This is a genomic window from Rathayibacter sp. AY1A3 (genome assembly GCF_002930975.1).
Taxonomy (GTDB): Bacteria; Actinomycetota; Actinomycetes; order Actinomycetales; family Microbacteriaceae; genus Rathayibacter.
The window spans coordinates 97,516-121,272 of sequence record NZ_PSTO01000005.1; the positions used below are offsets into that span (position 1 = coordinate 97,516).

A 23,757-nucleotide genomic window follows, 5' to 3' on the forward strand; every position below is an offset into this window, starting at 1 on the left:
TTGCTGAGTGTTACGAGTGCTCTTCGGCGAAGAGCCGGTCGAAGGCGTCGACGCGCCGGTCGGTGACCGTCGTGGGCGTCTCGAGGTGCACGGCGCCGCTGGGCACGAGGCCCGCGCCGCCGAAGCGCTCCATGACGCGCCACTGCGCGGCGACGTCCTCACCGCTGTGCTCCGGGGGCAGCTGCTCCCAGAAGTCGAAGCCGCCGACGGCCAGGAGGGCGTCGCGGCGGTAGAGGACGCACGCGCCCAGCCAGGCGACCCGGTACGCGCGCCAGGCGCCCTCCGGGACGCCGAGGCGGGCGGCGACGTGCGTGAGATTGGCCGCGTTGTGCAGCGGCCAGCGCTCGAACTCAGGGGTTCCGCGCCGCACCCGCTCGGGCTCCACGCGCTCCTCCCAGGTCTCGAACGACTCGGTCTCGTGAGGGCGCACGTCCTCGAGGTAGGACAGGCCCTGCACCGCGGAGCCGACGAAGCCGCAGTCGAGGCGCTCGAGGGCCTCGTGCAGCCGCGAGAGCGTGCCCGGCTCGAGCCACACGTCGTCGTCGAGGAAGAGGACGGCCGGGGCGGTGGCGAGGGAGAGGAGGTAGTGCCTCTGCTCCGCGAGCCCGCGCCGGGGCAGGTGCCGGCGCACCACCGGAGCCCGGCCCTGCGCCTCCAGCACGCGCAGCATCGCGAGGATCGTCGGGTCGCTCTCGGCGACCGCGCCGTCGGACTGGTCGCTGACGATCACGCGGAAGGGCGGGTCGTCCTGGGCGGCGAGTCCGGCGAGCGTGGCGGCGAGCTCGGCACGGCGGCCGACCGTCGGCACCAGCACGTCGATCAGCGGCTGCCGGGGAGCCTCGGGGACCCCCCAGCGCCCGGACCACCTGCGGCTGGTCACGGCGCGGCCGATCGGATGCGCTGGACCATCTCGGTCGTGGAGTGCTCCGAGACGTAGCCGACCGTGGTGACGACGCCCCCGTAGGAGCGGACGACGGCCGCCTCCGCGAGCATGTCGGGGTTGTAGTCCCCGCCCTTCACGTAGACGTCGGGCTGCACGCGCTCGAGCAGCGGGATGGGGGTGTCTCCGCCGAAGAGCGTCACGTAGTCGACGCAGCCCAGCTCGGCGATCACGCCCGCGCGGTCGCCCTCCGGGTTGATCGGCCGTCCCTCGCCCTTCAGCCGCCGGACGGAGTCGTCGTCGTTCACCGCGACCACGAGCACGTCGCCGAGCTCGCGGGCCTGGCGGAGGTAGGCGGTGTGGCCGCGGTGCAGGACGTCGAAGCAGCCGTTGGTGAACACCACGCGGCGACCGCGGCGCGACTGCTCCGCGAGGACCTCGACGAGGGCGTCCTCGCCGAGCACGACGGCGCCGGGAGCGGCGAGGGAGGCGAGCAGGTCGTCGCCCGAGCAGACGGAGGTGCCGGGGCGCTGCACGACCACGTCGGCGGCGGCCTGCGCCAGATCGACGGCGGTGGCCAGGGAGCGGCCGGCGGCGAGGGCGAGGGTGGCGGTCGCGGCGAAGGTGTCTCCGGCGCCGGACGCCTGCTTCTCCTCCGCGGGCTGAGCGAAGGTGCGGCTGACCGTGCCGTCGGCGTCGAGGGCGGTGGAGCCGTCCCGGTCGAGGGTGACCACGACGTGCCGGGCGCCCGAGCGGGCGCGCAGGTCGTCCGCCGCGTCGCGCACGGCGGCGGCCCGCTCCGTCCCGCGGCCGAGGGAGCCGCCGAGCAGCCGTTCCGCCTCCTTGGCGTTCGGAGTGACGAGGTCCGGCCGGGCGAAGGCCCAGTCGGCGAGCTCGTGCGCGTCGACCACGAGGAGGCCGGGGCGCCCGACGGCGAGCAGGCGCTCGACGGCCTCGCGGAGGATCCCCGAGCCGTAGTCGCAGACCAGGACGGCGTCGGCGCCCGCGGCGGCCTCGGCGGCGGCACCGGCGAGCAGGGCCAGCTCGTCGTCGGCCGGGTGGTGCGGGCCGGAGTCGACGCGCAGCATCACGCTGTCGCCGCCGACCACGCGGGTCTTGATCGTCGTCGCGGCGCCGGTGCGGACGACCCGGGAGGTGTCCAGGCCGGCCCGCTCGAGGGCGCGCACGAGCCGGTCGCCCTCGGAGTCGCGTCCGGCCACGCCGACCGTGCGGACGACGGCGCCCAGCGCGCGCAGGTTGGCGGCGGTGTTGGCGGCCCCGCCCGCGACGTCGACGACGTCCTCGAGCCGCAGGACCGGCGCGGGCGCCTCCCGCGTGACGCGCTCCGCCTCGCCGAGCCACCAGGAGTCGAGGATGAGGTCCCCGATCACGGCGACGACCGGCGGGCGCTCGTGGACGTGCGCCAGGAGGGCGCTCGCCCGCTGGAGCGCCGAGCCCTCGAGGCTCATCGCGCGCCTCCCGGCAGAACGGGCAGGCCGAAGTGCACGACCGTGGTGGTGGTCATCTCGTCGAGCAGCTCCGGGCCGTAGCCGAAGCCGGAGCCGGACGCTCCGCGGGGCTGGGCGCTGCCGCCCGGCGCTCCTCCGAAGACGCCGTTGACCTTGACGGTGCCGACCGGCAGCGTCGCCGCAGCGCGGTGGGCGTGCTCCATGTCGGCGGTGAGGATCGAGGCGGCCAGGCCGTAGGGGCTCGCGGCGGCCAGGTCCAGGCCCTCGTCGAAGGAGTCGACGACGCGGATCGGCGCGACGGGCCCGAAGGTCTCCTCCGTCATCACCAGCATCGACTCGGTGCAGTCGGCCAGGACGGTCGCGGGGTAGAAGGTGCCGTCCCCGGGAGTGCCGCCGGTGAGGGCGCGCGCGCCGCTGCCGAGCGCCTCCGTGACGTGCTCGTGGACGGCGTCGCGCATGCGGGCGTCGACGAGGCGGGGGAGCGGGCCCGCGCTCCAGCGGTCGGCCTCGGCGACCAGCGCCGCCGTGAACGCCTCGGCGATGTCGCGGTGCACGTAGATCCGCTCGACGGAGGTGCAGATCTGGCCGGCGTTGGCGAAGGCGCCCAGCGCGGCCTGCTCGGCGGCCCAGACCGGATCGACGTCGCGGTCGACGACGAGCGCGTCGTTGCCGCCGTTCTCGAGGATCACGTGCGCGCCGGTGACGGCGGCGACCCGGGCGAGCGCGCGGCCGGTGGCGGTCGAGCCGACGTGGGCGAGGACGTCGACGCCCTCGGTGCGCGCCAGCTCGTCGCCGACCGCCCCGTCGCCCTCGACCAGGGTCAGCACGCCCTCGGGCAGCGCCTCGGCGAGGATGCTCGTGAAGAGGGCGCCCGTGCCCGGGCTGCGCTCGCTCGGCTTGTGCACGACGACGTCCCCGGAGACGATCGCGGCGCCCAGGAGGCCCGCGGCGACGGCGACCGGGTCGTTCCACGGAGTGAGGGCGAGCACGACACCGCGCGGGTGCGGCAGGGCCAGATCGACGTTGAGAGCCCCTCCGCGCAGGCTCCTCCCGCGGTGCAGCGGGCCGAGCTCGGCGTACTGGAGCAGCGTGTCGACACCGGCGCGCACGCCGCCCAGCGCGTCGCCGGCGGGCTTGCCCGTCTCCTGCGTGTTGAGGTCGGCGAGCTCCTGCTCGCGCTCGGCCACGCGGTGGGCGGCGGCACGGAGCAGGGCGCCGCGCTCGGCGGGCGCGGTGGCGGCCCACGCGGGGAACGCGGTCCGCGAGCGGCGGACGGCGTCGGCGGCGGTCGTGGCGGGGGTCGTGATGTCGATGGTCACGGTCACCTCTCGGTCGGGGGCGCCAGCGGAGTGGCCGACGCATCCGTCCGGTACCCGGGTGGTGCGCGCCTAGACACGCCGCCTCCGGAATCCGCCCCCGGATCGGCGACGAGGGCTCGCCGCCGATCCGGTTTCGGATCGGTCCCGGCGGGGAAGTGGAGGAGTGCACCGTCCCCGGAGCGGCGCCCGCGCGCCCTCCGCACCTGAGAGGAACCCGTCGTGGTCGCCATCGCCCCCCTCCGAGAGCCCTTCGCCGGAGTCGAGAGGATCGCCGTCCTGCGCGGCGGCGGACTCGGCGACCTGCTGTTCGCGCTGCCCGCCGTCGACGCCCTCGCGGCCGCCTACCCGGGAGCCGAGATCACCCTGCTCGGGACGCCCGCGCACCGGGTCCTGCTGACGGGCGTCGAGTCGCCGATCGCCGACGTCGAGATCCTGCCGGTGGCGCAGGGCGTCCGCGACGGAGAGGGGGAGGACCCCCGGGTCGTCGAGGACTTCACCGAGCGGATGCGCGCGCGCCGCTTCGACCTGGCCGTGCAGCTGCACGGCGGCGGGCGCTACTCCAACCCGTTCCTCCAGCGCCTCGGCGCGCGCCACACGATCGGGTCGCGCACCGACGACGCCGCGGAGCTCGAGCGCACGATCCCCTACGTCTACTACCAGCACGAGATGCTGCGGGCGCTCGAGATCGTCGGGCTGGCCGGAGCGCCCGCGACCCGCCTCGAGCCGGCGCTCGCCGTGGATCCGGAGCGGCGGGACCGCCTCGCCGCCGCGCTGCCCGCGGGCGGCCCGCTGGTGCTGATCCACCCCGGCGCGACCGATCCCCGCCGCCGCTGGCCCGCCGCCTCCTTCGCCGCCGTGGCGACGGAGCTGCTGGCGGACGGCGCGCGCGTGCTGGTGGTGGGCGACGCCTCGGACGTGCCCGCCGCCGACGAGATCGTCGCCGGGGCGCCGGGAGCGGTCTCCTGGGCGGGCGTCGTGGACCTACCGGACCTCGCTCCGCTGCTCTCGCTCGCCGACCTCGTGCTCGGCAACGACTCCGGACCCCGCCATCTCGCCGCCGCGGTCGGCGCTCCGACGGTCGGGGTCTTCTGGGTGGGCAACGCGATCAACGCCGCGGCCCTCGGGCGGCAGCGCCACCGGGTGCAGCTGAGCTGGACCACGCACTGCCCGGTCTGCGGGCGCGACGCCACGCAGGTCGGCTGGACCGCTCCGCGCTGCGAGCACGACGTCACGTTCGTCGGCGACGTGCGCGTCGAGGCGGTGCTCGAGGACGTCCGCGGGGTGCTCGCCTCCACCTGCTGAACCGCGAGACGCCGCCTCGGTACGCGACGCGCCGGGGCGTGCGGACAGATGTGGCGTCTCGCGGCGGGGGATCCGGGGCGCGCCCGGATCAGCGGATCACGGCCAGGACGGCTCCTCCTCGTGCGTGATGACGAGCTCGCGGACCTCGCAGCCGCGCGGCTGGCCGAGGACGAACATGACGGCGTTCGCCACGTTCTCCGGATCGTTCAGCAGCGCGTCCGGACCCGGCTTGTACTGCTCGTCGCGGTCGTCGAAGAAGCGCGTCTTCATGCCCGACGGGATCAGCGTGGTCACGCCGATCTCGCCCTTGGTCTCGGCCGCGAGCGCGCGGGTGAAGCCGAGCACGCCGAACTTCGAGGCGCAGTACGCGGTCGCGTCCGAGACGGCCTTGATCGCGAGCGAGGAGGCGACGGTGACGACGCGGCCGTGGGTCTCGGTGAGGAAGGGCAGGGCCGCCCGGACGACGGCCGCGGTGCCGAGGAGGTTGACGGAGATGACGCGCTCCCACTCCTCCGGCTCCACGTCCACGAGGCGGCCGCAGCGGTCGATGCCGGCCGCGGTCACGACGGCGTCGAGCCCGCCGTGCTCGCGGGCGATCTCGACGACCGCCTTCTCGGCCTCGCGGGTCTTCGCGACGTCGACCTGGTAGGCGGCGACGCCCTCCTTCACCGACGAGACGTCGCGGTCGAGCACGATCGGGGTGCCGCCGGCGGCGGTGACCGCGGCGGCGACGGCCGCACCGAGCCCGGAGGCTCCTCCGGTGATCAGGACGCGGCCGATGGGGGTGGGAGTGGTGCTCATGGTTTCCTTCCGGGGGTGGTCTGCGGGCCTCGTGGGCCGCGGGTCAGCCGACGCGCGCGAGCGCGGCGGCGAGATGGGTGGTCGAGCGGCCCGGGTGGTACGGCACGGTCAGGACCCGGCCGCCCCACTCCGCCACCGTCGCCGTCTCGGGGAGGGACTCGGCGGAGTAGTCGCCGCCCTTCACCCAGACGTCGGGGCGGATGCGGCGCAGCGCCTCGTCCGGCGTGTCCTCGCCGAAGACCAGCACGGCGTCGACGCACTCGAGCGCGAGCAGCAGGTCGACGCGGTCGTCCTCGGGGATGATCGGCCGCGCCGCGCCCTTCAGGCGCCGGACGGAGTCGTCCGAGTTGAGGCAGACGATCAGGCAGTCGCCGAGAGCCCGTGCTGCGGAGAGGGTGCGGGCGTGGCCGGCGTGGAGCAGGTCGAAGCAGCCGCCCGTCGCGACCACCGTTCCTCCTGCCGCGCGGACGGACTCGGCGACGCGCAGGGCGTCCACCCCGCCGCCGTGGAGGGGTGCGGGGTCGGCGGGAGCGGAGAGGGAGGCGACCCCTCCCGCGAGGAGGTAGGCGCCGGCCGCGGCGACCGCCGCCTGCACCGCCTCCGACGTGCTCGCACCCTCGGCGAGGGCGACGGCGGCGGAGGCGGCGAACCGGTCGCCCGCGCCGCACGGGTCGGTGGGCGGCACGGCGACGGCCGGTGCGACGACCGGGACGCCGGCGCCGCGGGAGCGCAGCAGGGCGCCGGAGGATCCCATCGTCACGGTGACCGCACCGCAGCCCCAGCGCTCGAGGAGGGTGGTCGCGGCGGACTCGGCGCGCGTCACTCCGCGGCCGACGGCTCCCGAGAAGGCGGTGGCCTCGGCCAGGTTCGGGGTGGCGAGGGAGGTGGCGGCGACCGGCTGGGAGCCCCGCGGGTGCGGATCCCACACCAGCGGCACGGTGAGCGCGTCGAGCGCCGTGCGGAGCGACGGCTCCTCGGTCAGGCGGCGGCCGTAGTCGGCGACGATCACGGCGTCGGCGTCGGCGAGCGCGGCGAGCATCGCGTCGGTGACGCCGGGGACGGGCGGCGTCTCGCAGCCGCGGTCGATCCGCACGACGGCCTGGCCGGAGGCGGCGACGCGGGTCTTCACCGGCGTCGGCGCTCCCGAGGGCCCGGCGACCAGGCGGACGCCGGACAGCTCGGCGCGCAGCTCCGCCACGTCCGGATCCGAGTCCTCGGCGAGCGCGGTCACCAGCGTCACCTCGTGCCCGTCGCGGGCGAGCATCCGGGCGACGAGTCCGGCACCGCCGGCGCGGGCACTGCGGGCCGACACGTCGACCACGGGGACGGGGGCGTCCGGGCTCAGCCGCTCGGCGGGTCCGGAGAGGTCGACGTCGAGCATCACGTCGCCGACGACGACGAGGCGCAGGCGGCTCACGAGGCGGCCGCCGTCCGTGCGCGGATCCGGTGCTCGAAGGCCCGGCAGAGCGCGTGCACGAGCACCAGCTGCGCCTCCTGCACGTTGGAGCCGTGGCCCTCGAGGGCGATCGCCTCGTCGCAGAGCTCGGTGAGCGGGTTCGGCCCCTCGCCGGTCAGCGCCCACGACCGGGCGCCCGCCGCACGGGCGGCCTCCGCGGCGTGGAGGAGGTTCGCGCTGCGTCCGCTGGTGGAGAGCAGGACCACGACGTCGCCCGCCCGGGCGTGCGCGGTGACCTGGCGCGAGAACACGTGGTCGAAGCCGTAGTCGTTGCCGATCGCGGTCAGGCTCGACGTCTCGGCGTGCAGCGAGATGGCGGAGAAGGGGACGCGGTCGCCGTCGAAGCGGCCGACGAGCTCGGCGGTGAGGTGCTGCGCCTCCGCCGCGGAGCCGCCGTTGCCCGCGGCGAGCAGGCGCGCGCCGGAGTGCAGGCGGTCGGCGATCTCGACGCCCCAGGCGGCGATCCTGTCGGAGTGGCGCTCCAGCTGCGCGACCGCGTCGAGCGCGCGCGCCACGTGGTCGTCGACGAGGCGCCGGGCGGCGTCGGCCGGGGTGTCCAGAACGGTGTCGATGGTCGCGGTGTCGATGGTCATCGTCGCGGAGCCGCCTTCCGGGTGGTGGGGGATGAGGGTGCGCTCGTGGCGCCGGTGAGGAGCGACTCGTCGCCGAGGCCGGCGAGGGTCGTGACGTAGGCGCGCTCGGTGTCGGCGGCGACGCGGTCCCAGGAGTAGCGGGACTCGACGCGCTCGCGGCCGGCGGCCCCGTAGGCGCGGGCGCGGTCGGGGTCCTCCAGCAGCGAGCCGAGGGCGGCGGCCAGGGCGACCGGGTCGCGCGGAGGCACGTGGACCCCGGTGACGTCCTCGACCACGGTGTCGATCAGGCCGCCCACGGAGGAGGCGACGACCGGCACGCCGCAGGCCATCGCCTCGAGCGGAGTGATGCCGAACGGCTCGTACCAGGGCGCGCAGACCACGACGTCGGCCGAGCGGAGCATCGCGGGCATCTCGGTCTGCGAGAGCTGGCCGACGAAGTCGACACGGTCCGCGACGCCGAGGCTCTCGGCCACGCCGTGCAGCCGCTGGTACTCGGGGTCCGCCGTCAGCGCGTCGCCGGAGCCGGAGCCCCCGACCACGACGAGCTCGGCGTCGTGGCCGGCCGCGACCAGGTGCGCGAGCGCGTCGATCGCGATGCCCATGCCCTTGCGCGGCACCAGGCGTCCGATGGTCATCAGCCGCGAGCGCTCGCTGCGGGGCGCGACCGGGCCCTCGACCGAGAACCGGTCGATGTCGACTCCGCAGGGCACCACCGAGATGCGCGAGGTCGGCACGCCGAGCCCCTTGAGCTCGAAGGCCTCGTCCGAGCAGGTGGCGACGACGCCGTCGGCCTTCTGGCCCACTCCGGGCTCGAGCCAGGCGCGCTCCTCGGGGCTGGTGTCGAGCGCGCCCTGCTGGCGGCGCTTGACCACGCCCAGCGCGTGGAAGGTGTGGAGGACGGGCACGCGCCGCCCGGTGGCGCGCTCCACCCGCTCGGAGGCGTCGAGCGCGGCGACCCCGGACATCCAGAAGTGGCTGTGCACGAGGTCCGGCCGCTCCTGCAGCCACTCCTCGGCGAGGTCGACGGCGAAGTCGCCCATGAAGGGCAGCAGCTCGTCCTTGGACACCCGGCGCGGCGGTCCGGCGTCGATGTGCACGACCTCGACTCCCGAGGTGAAGGGCACGCGCCGGGGGAGGGAGGGGTCGTCGCGGCGGGTGTAGACGACGACGCGGTGGCCGCGGCGGGCGAGCGCGTCGGCGAGCGCCGCCACGTGGACGTTCTGGCCGCCGGCGTCGACGCCGCCGAGGGTCGCCAGCGGGCTCGCGTGCTCCGAGACCATGGCGATCGTCAGCGCGGGCGCGGCGGAGAGGTGCTGCTTCATCGGGTGCTCCCTTCCAGAGCGGGCTCCGGCGACCGGCGTCCGGGGAGGTCGGCGAGGACCTCGTCCCAGTCGCGGTGGAACCGGGCGAGGCCGTAGCGCGCGAGCGCGGCCTCGCGGGCGACGGCGCCGGCGCGGGCGGCGCGGTCCGGGTCCTCGACGAGCGCCCGGGCCGAGGCGACGAGGGCGTCGAGGTCGTTCGAGACCGCTCCGGCCTCGGGCGGGACGGCGCGCCCCGCCTCCGTCACGTCGAGCGCGACGACGGGCATCCCGAGGTGCATCGCCTCCAGCAGCGCGAGGCCGAGGGAGGTCCAGCGGAACGGGTGCAGGTAGACCCGGCGGCGGGCCAGGGCCGCGTGCATCGCCTGCGTGCGGACGTCGCCGAGGACCGTCACGTCCTCCAGGCCCGGCAGCTCGGCGAGCCGGTCGGTCTTCATCCCGAAGACGTCCAGCGGAGCGACGGCGCCGAAGCGGGGGAGCAGGTCGGTCCCGGCGACCCGGCCCCGGCGGACGGGCTCGTTGACGACCACGCCGAAGTGCGGCAGCTCGCCGGTGTAGAGGGGACCCGGGTCGTGGATCCCGTGCTCGATCACCGTCGTCCGCGTCGATCCGGTGTCCCACATCAGGGCGTTGAAGTGGGTGACGTGGACGATCAGCAGGTCGTCGCGGTCGGCGAGCGGGTGGCGGTTGTCCGGCACGTCCCCGCGGGGGGTGTTGTGCTCCACGTAGACGGCGGGCACGTCGCGGCCGAGGCGTCGCCCGAGCAGGCGCTCGGCCTCGGCGAGCTCCTCGGGCCTCTGGAGGAGGACCGCGTCGACGTCGGCGTCGTGCAGCTCCTCGGGGGCGATCTCGACGGCGCTCGGCCAGTCGCGGCCGCCGGTGCCCAGGCCCCAGCCGTCGCGGGCCGGAGTCGTGGGGAGCAGGTAGGTGTGGGCGCCGCGGACGAAGGCGTCCGCCCAGCCGCCGTGCACGTGCCAGAGCAGGATCCTCATGCGATGGCCTCTCTCGGGGAAGTCGTGGGTCGGAGTCGGAGGGCGGCGGCGACCGCCTCCTCGGCGCTCACCCCCGCGAGGCACGGATGGCCGGGGACGGGGCACACGCGGGCGCGCGAGCCGGCGCAGGGCGCCTCCTGGTCGCCGAGCAGCGCGACCGGGACGCCGTAGGGCGCCCAGCGCACGGCCGGGACGACCGGCGCGAAGAGGCTCACCACGGGGGTGCCGACCGCGGCGGCGAGGTGCGCGGGGCCGGTGTTGCCGCAGATCACGACGTCGGCGCCGGCCAGCACCTCGGCGGCGTCGGCGAAGTCGGTGGCCCCGCCGAGGTCGATGCCGCGGGTGCCCGCGACCTCGGCCGTGAGGGAGCGCTCGCCCGGTCCGCCGGTGACGACGACGGCGAGGCCCGCGTCCGCCAGCAGCTCGACGGCGCGGGCCGCGTTCGCCGCCGGCCAGGCGCGGGCGGGGACGGCTGCCCCGGGGTGCACGACGGCGTAGGGGCCGATCCCCTCGAGAGCGGCGGGCAGCACGCCCTCGCGGCGCACGCGGAGCCGTCCGTCGTCGCCGGCGGGCAGCGCGAAGCCGGCCGCCGCCGCGATCGCGAGCGCGCGCTCCGGCTCCGGCTGGTCCTCCTCGAGGGTCTCGCCCGGGACGAGCCGCACATCGAGCAGGGCGCCCGCGAAGTCGACCGAGGCGCCCGTGATGCGGGCGACACCGGCGAGGCGGAGCAGCAGGGCCAGCGGCAGCGGCGACTGGTGGAAGGAGGTGAGGATCACGGCCTCGTCCGGCGCGAACTCCTCGACGATCGCGCGCAGCTCGTCGACGAGCTCGGCGTCGACGGGGCGGGAGGCGTCGCCGATCCACGGGCACCACCAGGTGCGGACGGAGGAGGGACCCGGCAGCAGCGCGGCCGCGGGCGCTCCCTGCGGACCGCTCAGCAGCAGCACCTCGGCGTCGGCCGCGATCGCGCGGACGGCGGGTCCGCACAGCAGGACGTCTCCCGCGCTGTCCAGGCGGGCGACGAGCACGCGGCGCTTCACTCGGCGTCCTCGTCGGGCTGCATCGCGAGCAGCAGCTCGACCGCCTCGAGGAGCGTCGCCGCCTGCAGCGGAGCGGCGTCCACCTCCTCGGCGCGGGTGATCGGAGTCGGCACCAGCACTCCACGGGCGCCGGCCGCGGCGGCGGCGCCGACGTCGGCCCCGATGTCGCCGATCACGGCGAGGGATCGGGCCGACAGTCCCAGCTGCTCGGCGGCGCCGAGCACCATGCCGGGCCGGGGCTTCCGGCAGGAGCAGCCGTCCTCCGGGCCGTGGGGGCAGAGCATCCACACGTCGAATCCGCCGAAGAGCTCGTCTACGCGCCGGTTCACCGCGTCGGCCTGGCCGCGGTCGATGATCCCGCGGGCGATCCCGGACTGGTTGGTGACCACGCCCACGGCCAGCCCCGCCTCGCGCGCCCGCTCGACCGCGGCGAGGGCGGTGGGCATCGGGGAGACCTGCGCCGGGTCGCCGTTGTAGGGCACGTCGACCACGAGCGTCGCATCGCGGTCGAAGAGGATCCCCCGCAGGCGCGGGGCCCTCGCGCGCTCGTCGGCGCTCCGGGAGGAGGAGTCGTTCACCTTCTCCTCGTACCCCTCGACTGGGGATGTAAACCCCCTTCCGGAGAAGTCGGTCCCTCCGGGCGCGTCGCTCGCATCTGCGGGCGGCGCGTCTGAGGTGCGCGCAGCGGGGTACGGGGACTCCGACAGGAAGGAGGCGCCGTGCGCGCTCTCACCGCCCCGGACGGGACTCCGGAGATCCTCGCGCTGCGCGCCCTCAAGCTCGGCGACCTGCTCGTCGCCGTCCCGGCGCTCAAGGCCCTGCGCCGCGGCTTCCCGGACCACCGGCTGATCATGGCGACCACGCCCTGGCTCGAGCCGATCGTCGACCTGGTCGAGGGACTGGACGCGCTCGTGCCCACCCTCCGCGGACTCGACGACCCGCTGCCGATGGCCGCCGGCCGGGTCGAGCTCGGCGTGAACCTCCACGGCAACGGCCCGGAGTCGCGGCTGCGGCTGCGCGAGATCGCGCCCGAGCGCACGCTCGAGTTCCGCGTCCCGGCGCTGGACCCGGGCGCGGGCCCGGAGGACCCGCGGCCGCTCTGGATCGACGGCGAGCTCGAGCGCGCCCGCTGGGCCCGCCTGGTGAACTCGATCGGTCTCGACGCCGACCCCGAGGACGTCGCGATCGCCGTCCCGGAGGAGCCCGCCTCGGCCCCCGGAGCCGCCGTCGTGCACATCGGGGCCTTCTACGGCTCTCGCGAGTGGCCGGAGGAGCGCTTCGCCGCGGTGGCGCGCGCCCTCACCGCCGAGGGGCACCGCGTCGTCTACACCGGGGGCGCGAACGAGGCCGACCGCGCCCGCCGCGTCGCCGAGCTCGCCGGCACGGGCGAGGTGCTGGCGGGGGAGCTCGCGCTCAGCGGGTTCGCCGCGGTCGTCGCGGCCGCCGAGGTCGTGGTGACCGTCGATACCGGAGCCGCGCACCTCGCCTCCGCGTACGGCGTCCCCTCGGTCGTGATCTTCGGTCCGGCGCCGCCCGAGGCCTGGGGCCCTCCGGCCTCGGGGCCGCACGTCGTGCTGACCGACGCCTCCCTCCGCCGCGGAGACGTCTTCTCCGCCGAGCCGGACCCGGCGCTGCTCGCGGTCCAGGTCGACGACGTCCTCGCCGCCCTCGCGTCGCTCCCGTCGCGTGCCGAGGCCCACCTCAGGCGGACTTCAGCCGCGACGCCGGTCGGACCGGAGTGACCGTGGCCACGCGGGCCCGGGGAGCGCGCGGCTGATGGCTGCGCGAGGGGGCGCCGAGCCTGTCGGCGAGCTGCGCGAGGATCCGCCGCTGCAGGCGCGAGACCTGCATCTGCGTCGTTCCCAGCGCGTCGGCGATCTGCTGCTGGGTCCGCTCCTCGACGAAGCGCATCCGCAGGAGCTCGCGCTGGCCCTCCTCGAGCTCGGCGAGGGCCTCGGCGAGCCCGTGCCGCCGGTCGATCTCGAGCAGCCGCTCGTCCTCGCCGCCGAGGGTGTCGCCCAGGCCGACGCCCCCCTCGCCCACGGTCTCGTCGAGGGAGAGCGGATGCCCCGCGAGGCGCGCGTCGGCCACCTCCGCCGCGTCCACTCCGAGGCGGCGGGCGATCTCCTGGTCGGTGGGGTGACGGCCGAGCTCCTGCGCGAGCTCGTCGGCGACGACGGCGGAGCGGCGGTGCAGCTCCTGCACGCCGCGCGGCGGCCGGATCATCCAGCCGAGGTCGCGGAGGTGGCGCTTGAGCTCGCCGGTGATCGTGGGGACGGCGAACGCGGCGAAGCTGTCGCCGCGCTCGGGAGTGAAGCGGCGGGCGGCCTTCACGAGGCCCACGTAGGCGACCTGGCGCAGATCCGCCCAGTCGCCTCCGCTCCGGGAGACCCGGCGGGCCATGGCCTCGGCCAGGCCCAGGTGGTCGAGCACGATGCGCTCGCGGATGCGCGCGCCCTCGGCGGCCTCCGCGCTCACAGCCGCCTGGAAGAGCGAGAGCGTGCGGGCGTCCTTCTCCTCCCGCGCCGCCTCGGTGAGGGCGCTCGGGCGGTCGGTGCGGGGGTCGAGATCGATCGTGCTCATCAGTGCTCCTTCCGGGCACGCTCACGCGGAGGCCCGGCGCGGCCTGCGGTGCGGCGCTCGGGCCCTCTCGACGAGAGGCCCGAGGTCAGCGCACCACTGCTCCTGCTCGCTCGGGGAGTCCGTTGACTCGGAGCAGTGCTGTCCGGTAGAAGCAGTCGCCGCGAGGCGCGCACCGTGCCCGGGGCGGAGGGGCCACGGCCCCCGCGATCCCGGGCGCCGCACCGGCTCCCGCCGGTAGGATCGGCCTCGTATGTCTGAGCTCACCCCGCCCCTGGAAAGCGCGCCGGACGCGCACCCGTTCACGACCGCGACCGGGAGCGACGTCCGCGTCCGCTTCTGCCCCTCGCCGACCGGGACCCCGCACGTCGGCCTCATCCGCACCGCCCTGTTCAACTGGGCGTACGCGCGCCACACCGGCGGCACGTTCGTCTTCCGCATCGAGGACACGGACGCCGCCCGCGACAGCGAGGAGAGCGTCGAGCAGATCCTCGACGCGCTGCGCTGGCTGAAGCTCGACTGGGACGAGGGCGTCGGAGTCGGCGGCCCGCACGGCCCCTACCGGCAGTCCGAGCGCACCGATGTCTACCTCGACGTGATCGCGCGCCTGACGGCCTCGGGGCACCTCTACGAGAGCTACTCCACGGCCGAGGAGATCGACGCGCGCAACGAGGTGGCCGGCCGCGCGAAGCAGCACGGGTACGACAACCACGACCGCGACCTCACCGAGGAGGAGCGCGCCGCCTTCCGCGCCGAGGGCCGCGCCCCGGCGCTGCGCCTGCGCGTGCCGGACGCCGACCTGTCCTTCGACGACCTGGTCCGCGGCCCGATCACGTTCCCCGCCGGCTCCTTCAGCGACTTCGTCGTGGTGCGCCCCAACGGCCAGCCGCTCTACACGCTGGTGAACCCGGTCGACGACGCGATCATGCAGATCACCCACGTGCTGCGCGGCGAGGACATCCTGCCCTCGACCGCCCGGCAGATCGCGCTGTACCACGCGCTGATCGACATCGGAGTGACGACCTTCGTCCCGCGCTTCGGGCACCTCCCGTACGTGATGGGCGACGGCAGCAAGAAGCTCTCCAAGCGCGACCCGTCCTCGAACCTCTTCCACCACCGCGACCGCGGCTTCATCCCGGAGGGCCTGGTCAACTACCTCGCCCTGCTCGGCTGGTCGCTCACGCACGACCGCGACGTCTTCTCGATCGACGAGATGGTCGCCGCCTTCGACGTCGCCGACGTGAACCCCAATCCGGCCCGCTTCGACCTCAAGAAGGCCGAGTCGATCAACGGCGACCACATCCGCCTCCTGGCCGTCGACGACTTCACCGAGCGGACGATCCCGTATCTCGTGGCGGCCGGAGTGCTCGCGGGCGAGCCGGCCGCCGAGCAGCGCGCCGTGCTCGACGCCGCCGCGCCCCTCGTGCAGGAGCGGATCGGCCTGCTCGGGGAGGCCCCCGGCATGCTCGGGTTCCTCTTCACCGCGTCCGACGCGCTCGAGTACGACGAGGACGCGCTGAAGGGCCTGCCCGCGAACGCCGGCGAGGTGCTCGCCGCCTCGATCGGGGCCCTCGAGCTCGTCCCCGCGTCCGAGTGGCTGACGGCCTCGATCCAGGAGGCGCTCGCCTCCGCGCTGATCGAGGGCCTCGGCCTCAAGCCCCGCATCGCCTACGGGCCGCTGCGCACCGCGGTCTCCGGGCGCCGCGTCTCGCCGCCGCTGTTCGAGTCCATGGAGATCCTCGGCAAGCAGGAGTCGATCGCCCGCCTCGACCGCCTGGGCGCTCACCTCGGCGCCTCCCGGCAGGCCTGACCGTGGCGGAGACGGTCGGCGGACGCTACGACGTCGTCGTGATCGGCGGGGGCCCCGCCGGGCTCTCGACCGCGCTCAACCTCGTCCGGGCGCGCCGCAGCGTGCTGCTGCTCGACAGCAACCGCCCGCGGAACGCCGCGACCCTGCACTCGCACGGGTTCCTCACCCGCGACGGCATCTCGCCGCTCGAGCTGCGCCGCCTCGGCCGCGAGGAGTTCGAGCGCTACGAGGCCGCCGAGGTGCACAACGCCCTGGTGACCTCGGTCGAGCGCTCCGGCGGCGAGTTCGTCGTCGGCGCCCGGGGCGTGCGCGGCAGCGCCGACCGCTCCGTCGTCGCCACCGCCGTCGTGGTCGCCGCGGGGCTCCTCGAGACGCCGCCCGCGCTCCCGAGCCTGCGTGCCTACTACGGCACCGCCGTGCACAGCTGCATGGAGTGCGACGGCTACGAGAAGGCGGGGGAGGCGCTCGCCCTGATCGGCGAGACCGACGACCTCGCGGAGCGGGCCATGCTCCTCTCGCAGTGGTCGACCGACCTGATCGTCTTCACCAACGGCGTCGGGACGGTGAGCGACGCCGACGAGTCGCTGCTCGCCTCCATCGGCATCCGGGTCGACCGGCGCCCGGTCGCCGACCTCGCCGGGGAGCGCGCCGAGATGACCGGCGTCCGCCTCGTCGACGGCGACGTCGTCCCGCGCACCGGGGCGTTCGTCCGCCCCGTCTGGACGCCCGCGCTGGACTACCTGGACGCGGCCGGCCCCGACCGCGACGCCGACGGCTTCCTCCGCGTCGACGCCGGCGGCCGCACGTCCGTCCCCGGCCTCTACGCCGCCGGCGAGGTCACCCCGCCCGGCCCGCAGCAGCTGATCGTGGCCGCCGGATCGGGCGCCCAGGTCGCCTCCGCGATCAACCGCGACCTCGTCCGCGCCCGCCTCGGCGAGGCCGCCCCGAAGTCCGAGGGCAGCGTCGTCCGCGGCTCGATTTGAGCGGGATGCCCGCGTAGGGTACTGTCGTCTCTCGGCGCTCGGGTCTCGATCCGGTCGCCGCCTGGTCCCGGAATCACCTCCGGATGACCATTGGGGTATGGTGTAATTGGCAACACGGCTGATTCTGGTTCAGTTGTTCTTGGTTCGAGTCCAGGTACCCCAGCACTGATCTCCTCCGCGGCACTCCGCGCGACGCCCTCGTTCGTGGCGTCCTCCTCCGGGCCCGCCCCCTCGTGATCCGCTCTCGGCGGCGTCCGCAGTATCCCCCCTCCGGCCGACGCGGCCGTCCGAGGCGCTGTGACACGATGGAACCTGTACGTCTCTCAGGTACCCGCGTCGCGCGGGTCGGACGAAAGGTCGCCCGCCCATGGAACCGGATCTCCTCTGGATCGTCCTCGCCGGAGTCGCCGTCGGCGCACTCCTGCTGATCGCCCTCATCGGCTTCTTCCTCTTCCGCGCCTGGTACCAGGTGCCGCAGGCCGACGAGGCGATCGTGATCGTCGGGAAGAAGCAGAAGGGCGAGGACGGCCTCACCTCGAACATGACCGTCATCACCGGCGGCGGCGCGTTCGTGAACAAGCTGACCCAGCGGTCCGACCGCATCTCGCTGCGCTCCCGCCAGATCAAGATGGAGCCGGTCGCGCAGACCAAGAACGGCGTGACCATCCACCTCGCGGGCGTCGCCCTGGTCAAGATCGGGTCCACGGCCGACCAGGTCCGCGCCGCCGCCGAGCGCTTCGCGTCGCAGGACCAGTCCATCGACGTCTTCACGACCGAGCAGCTCGAGGGCGCCCTCCGCGGCGTCGTCGCGAAGCTCAGCGTCGAGGAGGTCATGCAGGACCGGCAGAAGCTGGGAGACGAGATCGCCGAGGGCATCAAGGGCGACCTGCTCGCCCAGGGCCTCGTCCTCGACTCCTTCGCCATCCAGGGCGTCACCGACCGCAACGGCTACATCGAGGCGCTCGGAGCGCAGGAGATCGAGCGCGTCCGCCGCGAGGCCGACGTCGCGCGGATCAACGCGGCCCGCGAGGTCAAGGCTCGCCAGCTGGCCACGGACGAGGCGAACCTGATCGAGCAGACCGCCTACGACAAGAACACCGCCGCCGCGAAGTCCGAGGTCGGCCGCGCCAACGCCGAGGCCGAGCAGGCCGAGAACCTGGCCCGCGCCGAGCGCGAGCAGGCCGTCCTCGTGCAGCGCGCCGAGAACCGGCAGGCCGAGCTCGACGCCGACGTCAAGCGCGTCGCGGACGCCGAGAAGTACCGCCGTCAGACCGAGGCCGACGCCGACGCCTACGGACGCGAGAAGAAGGCCGAGACGGACCGCCAGGTCGCGCAGCAGGTCTCGGACGCCGAGGCGTACGCCGTCCAGCGCCAGGCGGAGGCGCGCCAGGCGTCCGCAGCCGCCGAGGCCGCCGCCGTGAGCGCCCGCGCCGAGGCGGAGGCCCACGCACTGCGGGCCAAGGCGGGCGCCGAGGCCGAGGCGCTGCGCGCGAACGCGACCGCCGAGGCGGAGGCCATCCGTGCGAAGGGCGAGGCGAGCGCGGCGGCCATCGCGGCCGAGGCGGAGGCGCTCCGCGAGAACCAGGAGGCGATCCTGGGTCGCGAGCTCATCGGGCAGCTGCCCTCGCTCATGGCCGAGTTCGCGAAGGGCTACCAGAACGTCGGCTCGGTGACGCTGATCGGCGGCGACACGGCCGGCACCCACATCGCGCGCGAGCAGGCGGCGGGTCTCGCCGCGACGTTCGACAGCGTCAGGTCGGCGACCGGCGTCGACCTCGGCGCGATCCTCCAGGGCCAGGCCTTCGGCCGGGGGATGGCGACCGGCGGCACCGTCGTTCCGACCGGCGCGTCGGTGGCGACGGGATCGGGTGACGCCCCGCGTCCGTCCGGCACCGGCGATCCGACCGCCGTCGCCTCCACGAGCTGACCGCAGGGTCCCGCTGATCCCCGGCGGTTCCACCACTGCCGCCGCCGTGCTCGTCGGTGGGCGCCCGTCGGCGTCCGCCCTCGAGCACGGCGTGCGGCGTTCTGCGCGACCGGGTCGTGCCCCTGCCCGGCGTCGAGCGGCCCCGCTCAGACCAGCGGCTTGCGCATCTGCAGGGACGTCGTCTCGTAGCCGAGCGACTCGTACAGAGCCCGCGCGGCGGTGTTGAAGCCGAACACGTTCAGCGCGAGGGCGGAGCCGCCCTGGGAGCGGACGTGCGACTCCGCGAGCAGCATCGCCGCCCGGCCGAGGCCGCGGCCGCGCTCGGCGGCGTCGATCTGCACGTCCCAGACGTACCCGACGCCCTCGAGTCCGCTCGGGTGCGGGCCGAGCCAGAGCGACCCGACCGCGCGGCCGTCCTCGGAGACGAGGAGCACGTCGTGCCCGGCGGCGGGGGAGCCGCCCGGGAAGTACTTCTCGTACGAGGCGTCGGCGTTGCGGGTCGCGGCCGCCTCGTCGTCGCCCGCCCGCATCCGGTCCTCGATGTACGCCGAGCGCTGCCCCCGCATCCAGATGGCGAGAGCAGCGGGGGGCATCGGCTCGAGCGTGACGGTCATCCCCTCACGATCCCACCCCTCGCCCGCCTCCCGCGATCGATCCGTCGCGAACGGCCCGCACGGGATCCGCGGACGGGCCGCTCGCGACGGATCGCCGCCGGCCCGGATCAGTCCGGGGTCCGCTCCGCGTGCTTCCGCTTCCCCAGGCGGGTGGCGAGGAACAGCAGCGTCCCCACGACCACGTAGCCCGCTGTCGCCAGCCAGACCACGCCCGTCTGCTGCGTCAGCAGCACCACGCTCGCGATGGTCGCGAGCACCGGCACCACGCGCGGCACGGAGTAGTGGGCGTGGTCGACGCGGTCCTTCTTCAGCACCAGCACCGAGACGTTCGCCGCGATGAACACCAGCAGGAGCAGCAGCACCGTCGTCTCGGCGAGGGTGCCGACGTCGCCGATGAGGCTGAGCAGCATCGTCACTCCGCCGACGACCACGATCGACACCCACGGCGTGCGGCGGCCCGGCAGCACCTTCCCGAAGGCGCTCGGCAGCAGCCCGGAGGTGGCGAGCCCGAAGCCGACCCGCGACGCCATCACCATGAACAGCAGAGCGCCGTTCGCGATGGCGACGAGCGCGATCAGGCCGAACAGCCACGGCGGCACCGCCACTCCGCTCGCCGCGACCACGTCCAGCAGGGGACCGCTGGAGGCCGCGAGCTCGTCGTTCGGCAGCACGATCACGGCGCCGAGCGCGATCAGGAGGTAGACCACGGCGGCGGTGATCAGCGCACCGAAGAGGGCCCGCGGGTAGACCTTCGAAGGGTTCCGCACCTCCTCGGCCATGTTCGCCGCGGCCTCGAAGCCGAGGAACGAGAAGAAGGCGACGATCGAGGCGGCGAACGCCCCCTGCAGCGGAGCGACGTCGGGGTTGAACTCGAGCACGCGGGAGGCGTCGCCGTCGCCGGAGCCGAAGAAGACCGCGGCGCAGACGATGACGATGACCAGTCCGCTCACCTCGATCACCGAGGCGACCAGGTTCGCGGTCAGCGACTCCTTCACCCCGCGCAGGTTCACCAGGGTGAGGATCGCGATGAAGACGATCGCGGTCGGGATCGGCGGCACGTCCAGCAGAGCCCCGAGGTAGTCGCCCGCGAACGCGTTCGCCAGGGAGGCCGCCGTCGTGATGCCGGACGCCATCATCAGGAAGCCGATCAGGAACGAGAGGTACGGCTTCCCGAACGCGCGGTCCACGTAGCGCGCCGCCCCTCCGGCGTGCGGGTACTTGGTGATCAGCTCGGCGTACGTGCCCGCGGTGAGCAGGGCGACGACCAGCGCGATCAGCAGCGGCAGCCAGATCACGCCGCCCACGTCCTCGGCCATCGTGCCGACCAGGGTGTAGATGCCGGCGCCGAGCGTGTCGCCCACGATGAAGGCGAACAGCAGCGGCCCGGTGATCACCCGCTTGAGCGACGCCTTCCCGGAAGCGGTCTCGGCGGTGTCCGTCGTGTCGGTCATCCGGACACTCCACCGAAGCGAGGGGTCCGAGCGCAAGCCTCGCCGCCCGATCGCTGCGAGATTTCTCATCATCGCGGCCCGTGTGGCAGGGGCCCGGGCGGCGAGGCCTCCCACAGCGCGCTGATCCCGGGACTCGGGCGATCGGCCGCACCAGAGGGAGCGGACCCGGTGCGCACAGGGTGAACAGGGGGCGACCGCGCGTGCCGCCGCGCGCCCGCACTGGGTAGGCTGGAGCGCTTCGTCGTGAGTGGAGCGGTCGCGGAGGAATCATGGGCAAGAAGCGCAACCAGGGACGATCCGGAGGCGGTCAGGGCGGGTCCGGCGGTCAGGGCGGCGGCCGCACGGCCGAGACCGCGCTGATGGTGCGGTTCCGCAGCTGGTACCGCTCGCACCTCGCCGAGGTGGGCATGCAGCACGAGCACCTCGAGGCCGACGAGGCCGTCGAGGTGCTGACCGACCTCTTCGCGATGACCCGCGACCTGCGCCCGCGCGGCTCCTTCGCCCAGCCCGACGCCGAGCTGCTCGAGGCCGTCTTCGACCAGATCGAGGCCGACCTGTCGGGGGAGGAGAGCGAGGCCGACCTCGACGACACCCTCTTCACCGTCGCCGAGGTCGTCGAGCACTTCCTCGACTTCCTCACCGACGAGGACCTCTGGACCGGCACCGACGAGGAGCTGGACGAGTGCCAGGCCGTCCTCGACGAGGTCCTCGACCTCGCCGGCTCCTTCGTGGAGGCCGTGCTCGACGACCTCGCCGAGCTCGACGAGGTCCCGGCCGAGGAGCAGCTCTCCGCCGTGCGCGCCACCGCTCTCGTGCACGCCGCCGACGTCGTGGTCGAGCACCTCGCCGCCGACGACGGCGCGACCCTCACCGAGCGCGCCGCCCGCGAGATCGCGGTCGAGGCGGGCATCTCCTCCGCGGGATCCACCCCGAGCGACGACTCCGTCCGCATCCCGGTCTCGGCCTGGTGGGACGCGCTGGTCGGCTCCGCGGTGCTCGAGCAGGAGGGATCCGCCGCAGGTCTCGGCGAGGCCGCCGTGCTCTGGCGCAGCTCCGACGCGCACGAGGCCGCCGCCGAGCGCATCGCCTACGTCGCCCGCTTCCTCGAGCAGTGGATCCTCAGCGCCCAGACCGCGCTGGCGGCCGCCGACACCGAGGACGGCGCCTTCTCTCCGCAGGAGCGCGCGGTCACCACCACCGACGCCGTGCTGGTCCGCATCGCGGTAGCCTGCCAGGCCGAGATCCACCCGGGCCTGGTCGTCGGCGAGCTGGTCGACGAGCTGGCAGCCGACTCCGGAGTCTCGCTCGACGAGGCCCTCGACGAGCGCGAGCGCATGGTCGGCACGGCCGAGCGGATGCTCGACGACACCGCCGAGCTCGGGCTGCTGCTGCACTCGCCCGAGTTCGGCTACGCGGTGCAGGAGGGCCTGGCGCCCGTCCTCGCCTCCGTCGTCCGCGCGACGGTCGTCCTCCTCGGAGAGCGCGAGGCCACCCGCCTCGAGATCCTCGACGAGGCGACCCAGGACACGGCGACGGCCTACGCGCTCCACGTCGCCCTGCTCGGGACCAAGCCCGTCGTCTGGCGGCGCCTCGAGCTCTCCTCCGAGTCGTCGCTGCGCGATCTGCACCTCGCGCTCCAGCTCTCGCTGGGCTGGACCGACGCACAGCCGCACTACTTCAGCGTGGGCGTGCCCGATGAGGAGCAGGCTCCGATCGGCTCGCCGTCCGACGCGGAGGAGTTCGGCGCCGACCTCGTGGACGAGGCGGGCGTCGCGCTCGCCGAGGTGCTCGAGCAGGAGCAGGACGAGCTCTTCTACGTCTACGACCTCGAGGACGAGTGGCGCCACGTGATCCGCCTGGAGTCGATCGCGCCGCTGTCGTCGGCTCTGCCGCGCTGCACGGGCGCGCGCGGCGCGGCTCCGCTCGACGTGCCGGGAGGCCCCGCGGCCTGGGCCGACACGGTGCGGGCGGCGACCGACCCGTCCTCGGCCGACCACGCGGAGGCGCTCGAGGCTCTCGGCCTCGCCGCCGGAGCCTCGTTCGATCCGGCCGCGGTCGACGTCGACGGCATCAACCGCTCGCTCGGACTCCTGCGCTCCGCGGTCTGACGCCCCGCCGGAGGGCATCACCGGAGGAGGCCCCCGCTCCCGCTCACCCCGGGCGGCGGGGGCCTCCTCCGGTGCGGGGCGTCACGGGGTGAGCAGCAGCTTGCCGATGTGGCCGGAGGAGCGCATCACGTCGTGCGCCCGCTCGGCCTCGGCGAGCGGGACCACCTCGTCCACCACCGGTCGCACCGTCCCGGCGGCGACCAGCGGCCAGACCTCCGCGCGCACCTGCGCGACGATCGCGCGCCGCTCCTCCAGGGGCCGGGCGCGGAGGGTCGTGGCGTGCACCGCCCCGCGCTTGCGCATCAGCACCCCGAGGTCGAGCGAGCCCAGCGCACCGGACTGGTTGCCGATGAACACCACGCGCCCGCCCACGGCCAGCGCCTCCAGGTCTCGGGCCAGGTAGTCGCCGCCGACGGGGTCGAGGATCACGTCGACGCCGCGCCCGCCGGTCGCCTCGCGGATCCGCTCGACGAAGTCCTCCTCGCGGTAGTCGATCAGGACGTCGGCGCCGAGCGCGCGGCACGCCTCGAGCTTGCGGGCGCTGCCGGCCGTGACGGCGACGCGGGCGCCGAGGGCGGCGGCGATCTGGATGCCCGTGGTCCCGATCCCGCTCCCGCCTCCGTGGAGGAGGACGGTGTCGCCGGATCCGAGCCCGGCCACCATTACGAGGTTCGACCAGACGGTGGACGTCGTCTCCGGGAGGGCGGCGGCCGAGACGAGGCCGACGCCGTCCGGCACCGGCAGCACCAGGCCCGCGTCGACCGCGACGTACTCGGCGTAGCCGCCGCCGGAGAGCAGCGCGCAGACCTCGTCGCCCTCCGAGAACCCGGTCGCGTCCTCGCCGAGCGCGACGACCGTGCCGGACACCTCCATCCCGAGGATCTCGGAGGCGCCGGGCGGCGGCGGGTAGACCCCTGCGCGCTGGCCGAGGTCGGCGCGGTTGACGCCGGCGGCCGCCACGCGGACGAGGACCTCGCCGGGTCCGGGGGAGGGCGTCGGCACCTCCTCCAGCACGAGTCGGGAGTCGGGGCCGGGGTTCTCGATGCGGATCGCCTGCATGAGGGGGATGCTACGCCGCGGGCCTCGGCGCTCGCGGTGCTCCCGTCCGGCGCG

General features: G+C 74.9%; 20 protein-coding genes and 1 tRNA gene. 7 read left to right on the top strand and 14 right to left on the bottom strand.

The features are described 5' to 3' along the window. Window positions 1–10: 10 nt before the first annotated feature. From C5C10_RS03885 to C5C10_RS03895, 3 genes are read right to left on the bottom strand one after another with little or no spacing between them, the layout of a single operon-like run. Entirely contained in the window at window positions 11–880 is an 870-nt protein-coding gene (locus C5C10_RS03885; protein ID WP_104328561.1) for a glycosyltransferase family A protein, read from the bottom strand. Next, entirely contained in the window at window positions 877–2,349 is a 1,473-nt protein-coding gene (gene rfaE2 / locus C5C10_RS03890) for a D-glycero-beta-D-manno-heptose 1-phosphate adenylyltransferase (RefSeq protein WP_104328562.1), read from the bottom strand. The genes C5C10_RS03885 and rfaE2 overlap by 4 nt, the downstream gene beginning before the upstream one ends. Continuing rightward, window positions 2,346–3,668, bottom strand: coding sequence for an aldehyde dehydrogenase (locus tag C5C10_RS03895; protein WP_258060394.1), 1,323 nt, complete (start codon window positions 3,666–3,668; stop codon window positions 2,346–2,348). The genes rfaE2 and C5C10_RS03895 overlap by 4 nt, the downstream gene beginning before the upstream one ends. 219 nt (window positions 3,669–3,887) lie before the next feature. Here C5C10_RS03895 and C5C10_RS03900 point away from each other — a divergent pair, with 219 nt between their 5' ends. Beyond that, entirely contained in the window at window positions 3,888–4,970 is a 1,083-nt protein-coding gene (locus C5C10_RS03900; protein ID WP_104328564.1) for a glycosyltransferase family 9 protein, read from the top strand. A gap of 96 nt (window positions 4,971–5,066) precedes the next feature. On the opposite strand, the gene C5C10_RS03905 is transcribed toward C5C10_RS03900, so the two are convergent. Genes C5C10_RS03905 through C5C10_RS03935 form a run of 7 tightly spaced genes read right to left on the bottom strand, consistent with a single transcriptional unit; the run spans window position 5,067 to window position 11,749 of the window. After that, the gene (locus tag C5C10_RS03905) at window positions 5,067–5,771 is read right to left on the bottom strand and encodes an SDR family oxidoreductase (protein WP_104250150.1); all 705 of its coding nucleotides are present in this window, start codon (window positions 5,769–5,771) and stop codon (window positions 5,067–5,069) included. 43 nt (window positions 5,772–5,814) lie between these two features. Beyond that, window positions 5,815–7,179, bottom strand: a complete 1,365-nt coding sequence (locus tag C5C10_RS03910; RefSeq protein WP_104239116.1) for a PfkB family carbohydrate kinase — start codon at window positions 7,177–7,179, stop codon at window positions 5,815–5,817. 5 nt (window positions 7,180–7,184) lie between these two features. Beyond that, window positions 7,185–7,820: an SIS domain-containing protein gene (locus tag C5C10_RS03915; RefSeq protein ID WP_104328565.1), complete on the bottom strand. Its 636-nt coding sequence runs from the start codon at window positions 7,818–7,820 to the stop codon at window positions 7,185–7,187. After that, a complete protein-coding gene (locus tag C5C10_RS03920; protein WP_104328588.1) occupies window positions 7,817–9,112 on the bottom strand; it encodes a glycosyltransferase in 1,296 nt (431 codons plus the stop codon). The genes C5C10_RS03915 and C5C10_RS03920 overlap by 4 nt, the downstream gene beginning before the upstream one ends. A 26-nt stretch (window positions 9,113–9,138) precedes the next feature. Beyond that, window positions 9,139–10,131, bottom strand: coding sequence for a glycosyltransferase (locus tag C5C10_RS03925; protein ID WP_104233231.1), 993 nt, complete (start codon window positions 10,129–10,131; stop codon window positions 9,139–9,141). Further along, window positions 10,128–11,171, bottom strand: coding sequence for a glycosyltransferase family 9 protein (locus C5C10_RS03930; RefSeq protein WP_104328566.1), 1,044 nt, complete (start codon window positions 11,169–11,171; stop codon window positions 10,128–10,130). Before C5C10_RS03930 ends, C5C10_RS03925 begins: the two co-directional genes overlap by 4 nt. After that, window positions 11,168–11,749 carry an HAD-IIIA family hydrolase gene (locus C5C10_RS03935; protein ID WP_104328567.1) on the bottom strand — a complete coding sequence of 194 codons (582 nt, stop codon included), beginning with the start codon at window positions 11,747–11,749 and terminating at the stop codon, window positions 11,168–11,170. Before C5C10_RS03935 ends, C5C10_RS03930 begins: the two co-directional genes overlap by 4 nt. Before the next feature lie 141 nt (window positions 11,750–11,890). Here C5C10_RS03935 and C5C10_RS03940 point away from each other — a divergent pair, with 141 nt between their 5' ends. After that, window positions 11,891–12,913, top strand: a complete 1,023-nt coding sequence (locus C5C10_RS03940) for a glycosyltransferase family 9 protein (protein WP_104328568.1) — start codon at window positions 11,891–11,893, stop codon at window positions 12,911–12,913. Here C5C10_RS03940 and C5C10_RS03945 read toward each other — a convergent pair. Next, the gene (locus C5C10_RS03945; RefSeq protein WP_104328569.1) at window positions 12,873–13,754 is read right to left on the bottom strand and encodes a sigma-70 family RNA polymerase sigma factor; all 882 of its coding nucleotides are present in this window, start codon (window positions 13,752–13,754) and stop codon (window positions 12,873–12,875) included. The two genes, C5C10_RS03940 and C5C10_RS03945, sit on opposite strands and share 41 nt — an antisense overlap. A gap of 250 nt (window positions 13,755–14,004) precedes the next feature. Between C5C10_RS03945 and gltX the strand changes: the two genes are divergently transcribed. From gltX to C5C10_RS03965, 4 genes are all read left to right on the top strand, one after another. Further along, complete coding sequence (gene gltX / locus C5C10_RS03950; RefSeq protein ID WP_104328570.1) at window positions 14,005–15,561, top strand: glutamate--tRNA ligase; 1,557 nt, start codon at window positions 14,005–14,007, stop codon at window positions 15,559–15,561. Window positions 15,562–15,563: 2 nt separating this feature from the next. Then, window positions 15,564–16,544, top strand: coding sequence for an NAD(P)/FAD-dependent oxidoreductase (locus C5C10_RS03955; RefSeq protein WP_181073385.1), 981 nt, complete (start codon window positions 15,564–15,566; stop codon window positions 16,542–16,544). Window positions 16,545–16,635: 91 nt separating this feature from the next. Next, window positions 16,636–16,707, top strand: a tRNA-Gln gene (locus tag C5C10_RS03960). 204 nt (window positions 16,708–16,911) lie between these two features. Next, window positions 16,912–18,471 (top strand): SPFH domain-containing protein, encoded by a 1,560-nt coding sequence (locus C5C10_RS03965; RefSeq protein ID WP_104226268.1) that lies wholly within the window; start codon window positions 16,912–16,914, stop codon window positions 18,469–18,471. A gap of 146 nt (window positions 18,472–18,617) precedes the next feature. Here the strand turns inward: C5C10_RS03965 and C5C10_RS03970 are convergent, their stop codons facing one another. Both C5C10_RS03970 and C5C10_RS03975 read right to left on the bottom strand, forming a co-directional pair. Beyond that, window positions 18,618–19,085 carry an N-acetyltransferase gene (locus C5C10_RS03970; RefSeq protein WP_104328571.1) on the bottom strand — a complete coding sequence of 156 codons (468 nt, stop codon included), beginning with the start codon at window positions 19,083–19,085 and terminating at the stop codon, window positions 18,618–18,620. A 107-nt stretch (window positions 19,086–19,192) separates the two neighbouring features. Next, window positions 19,193–20,536, bottom strand: a complete 1,344-nt coding sequence (locus tag C5C10_RS03975; protein WP_104328572.1) for an APC family permease — start codon at window positions 20,534–20,536, stop codon at window positions 19,193–19,195. A 269-nt stretch (window positions 20,537–20,805) separates the two neighbouring features. Between C5C10_RS03975 and C5C10_RS03980 the strand changes: the two genes are divergently transcribed. After that, entirely contained in the window at window positions 20,806–22,644 is a 1,839-nt protein-coding gene (locus tag C5C10_RS03980; RefSeq protein WP_104328573.1) for a plasmid pRiA4b ORF-3 family protein, read from the top strand. A gap of 81 nt (window positions 22,645–22,725) precedes the next feature. Here the strand turns inward: C5C10_RS03980 and C5C10_RS03985 are convergent, their stop codons facing one another. Beyond that, window positions 22,726–23,703, bottom strand: a complete 978-nt coding sequence (locus C5C10_RS03985; RefSeq protein WP_104328574.1) for an NAD(P)H-quinone oxidoreductase — start codon at window positions 23,701–23,703, stop codon at window positions 22,726–22,728. Window positions 23,704–23,757: the final 54 nt, after the last annotated feature.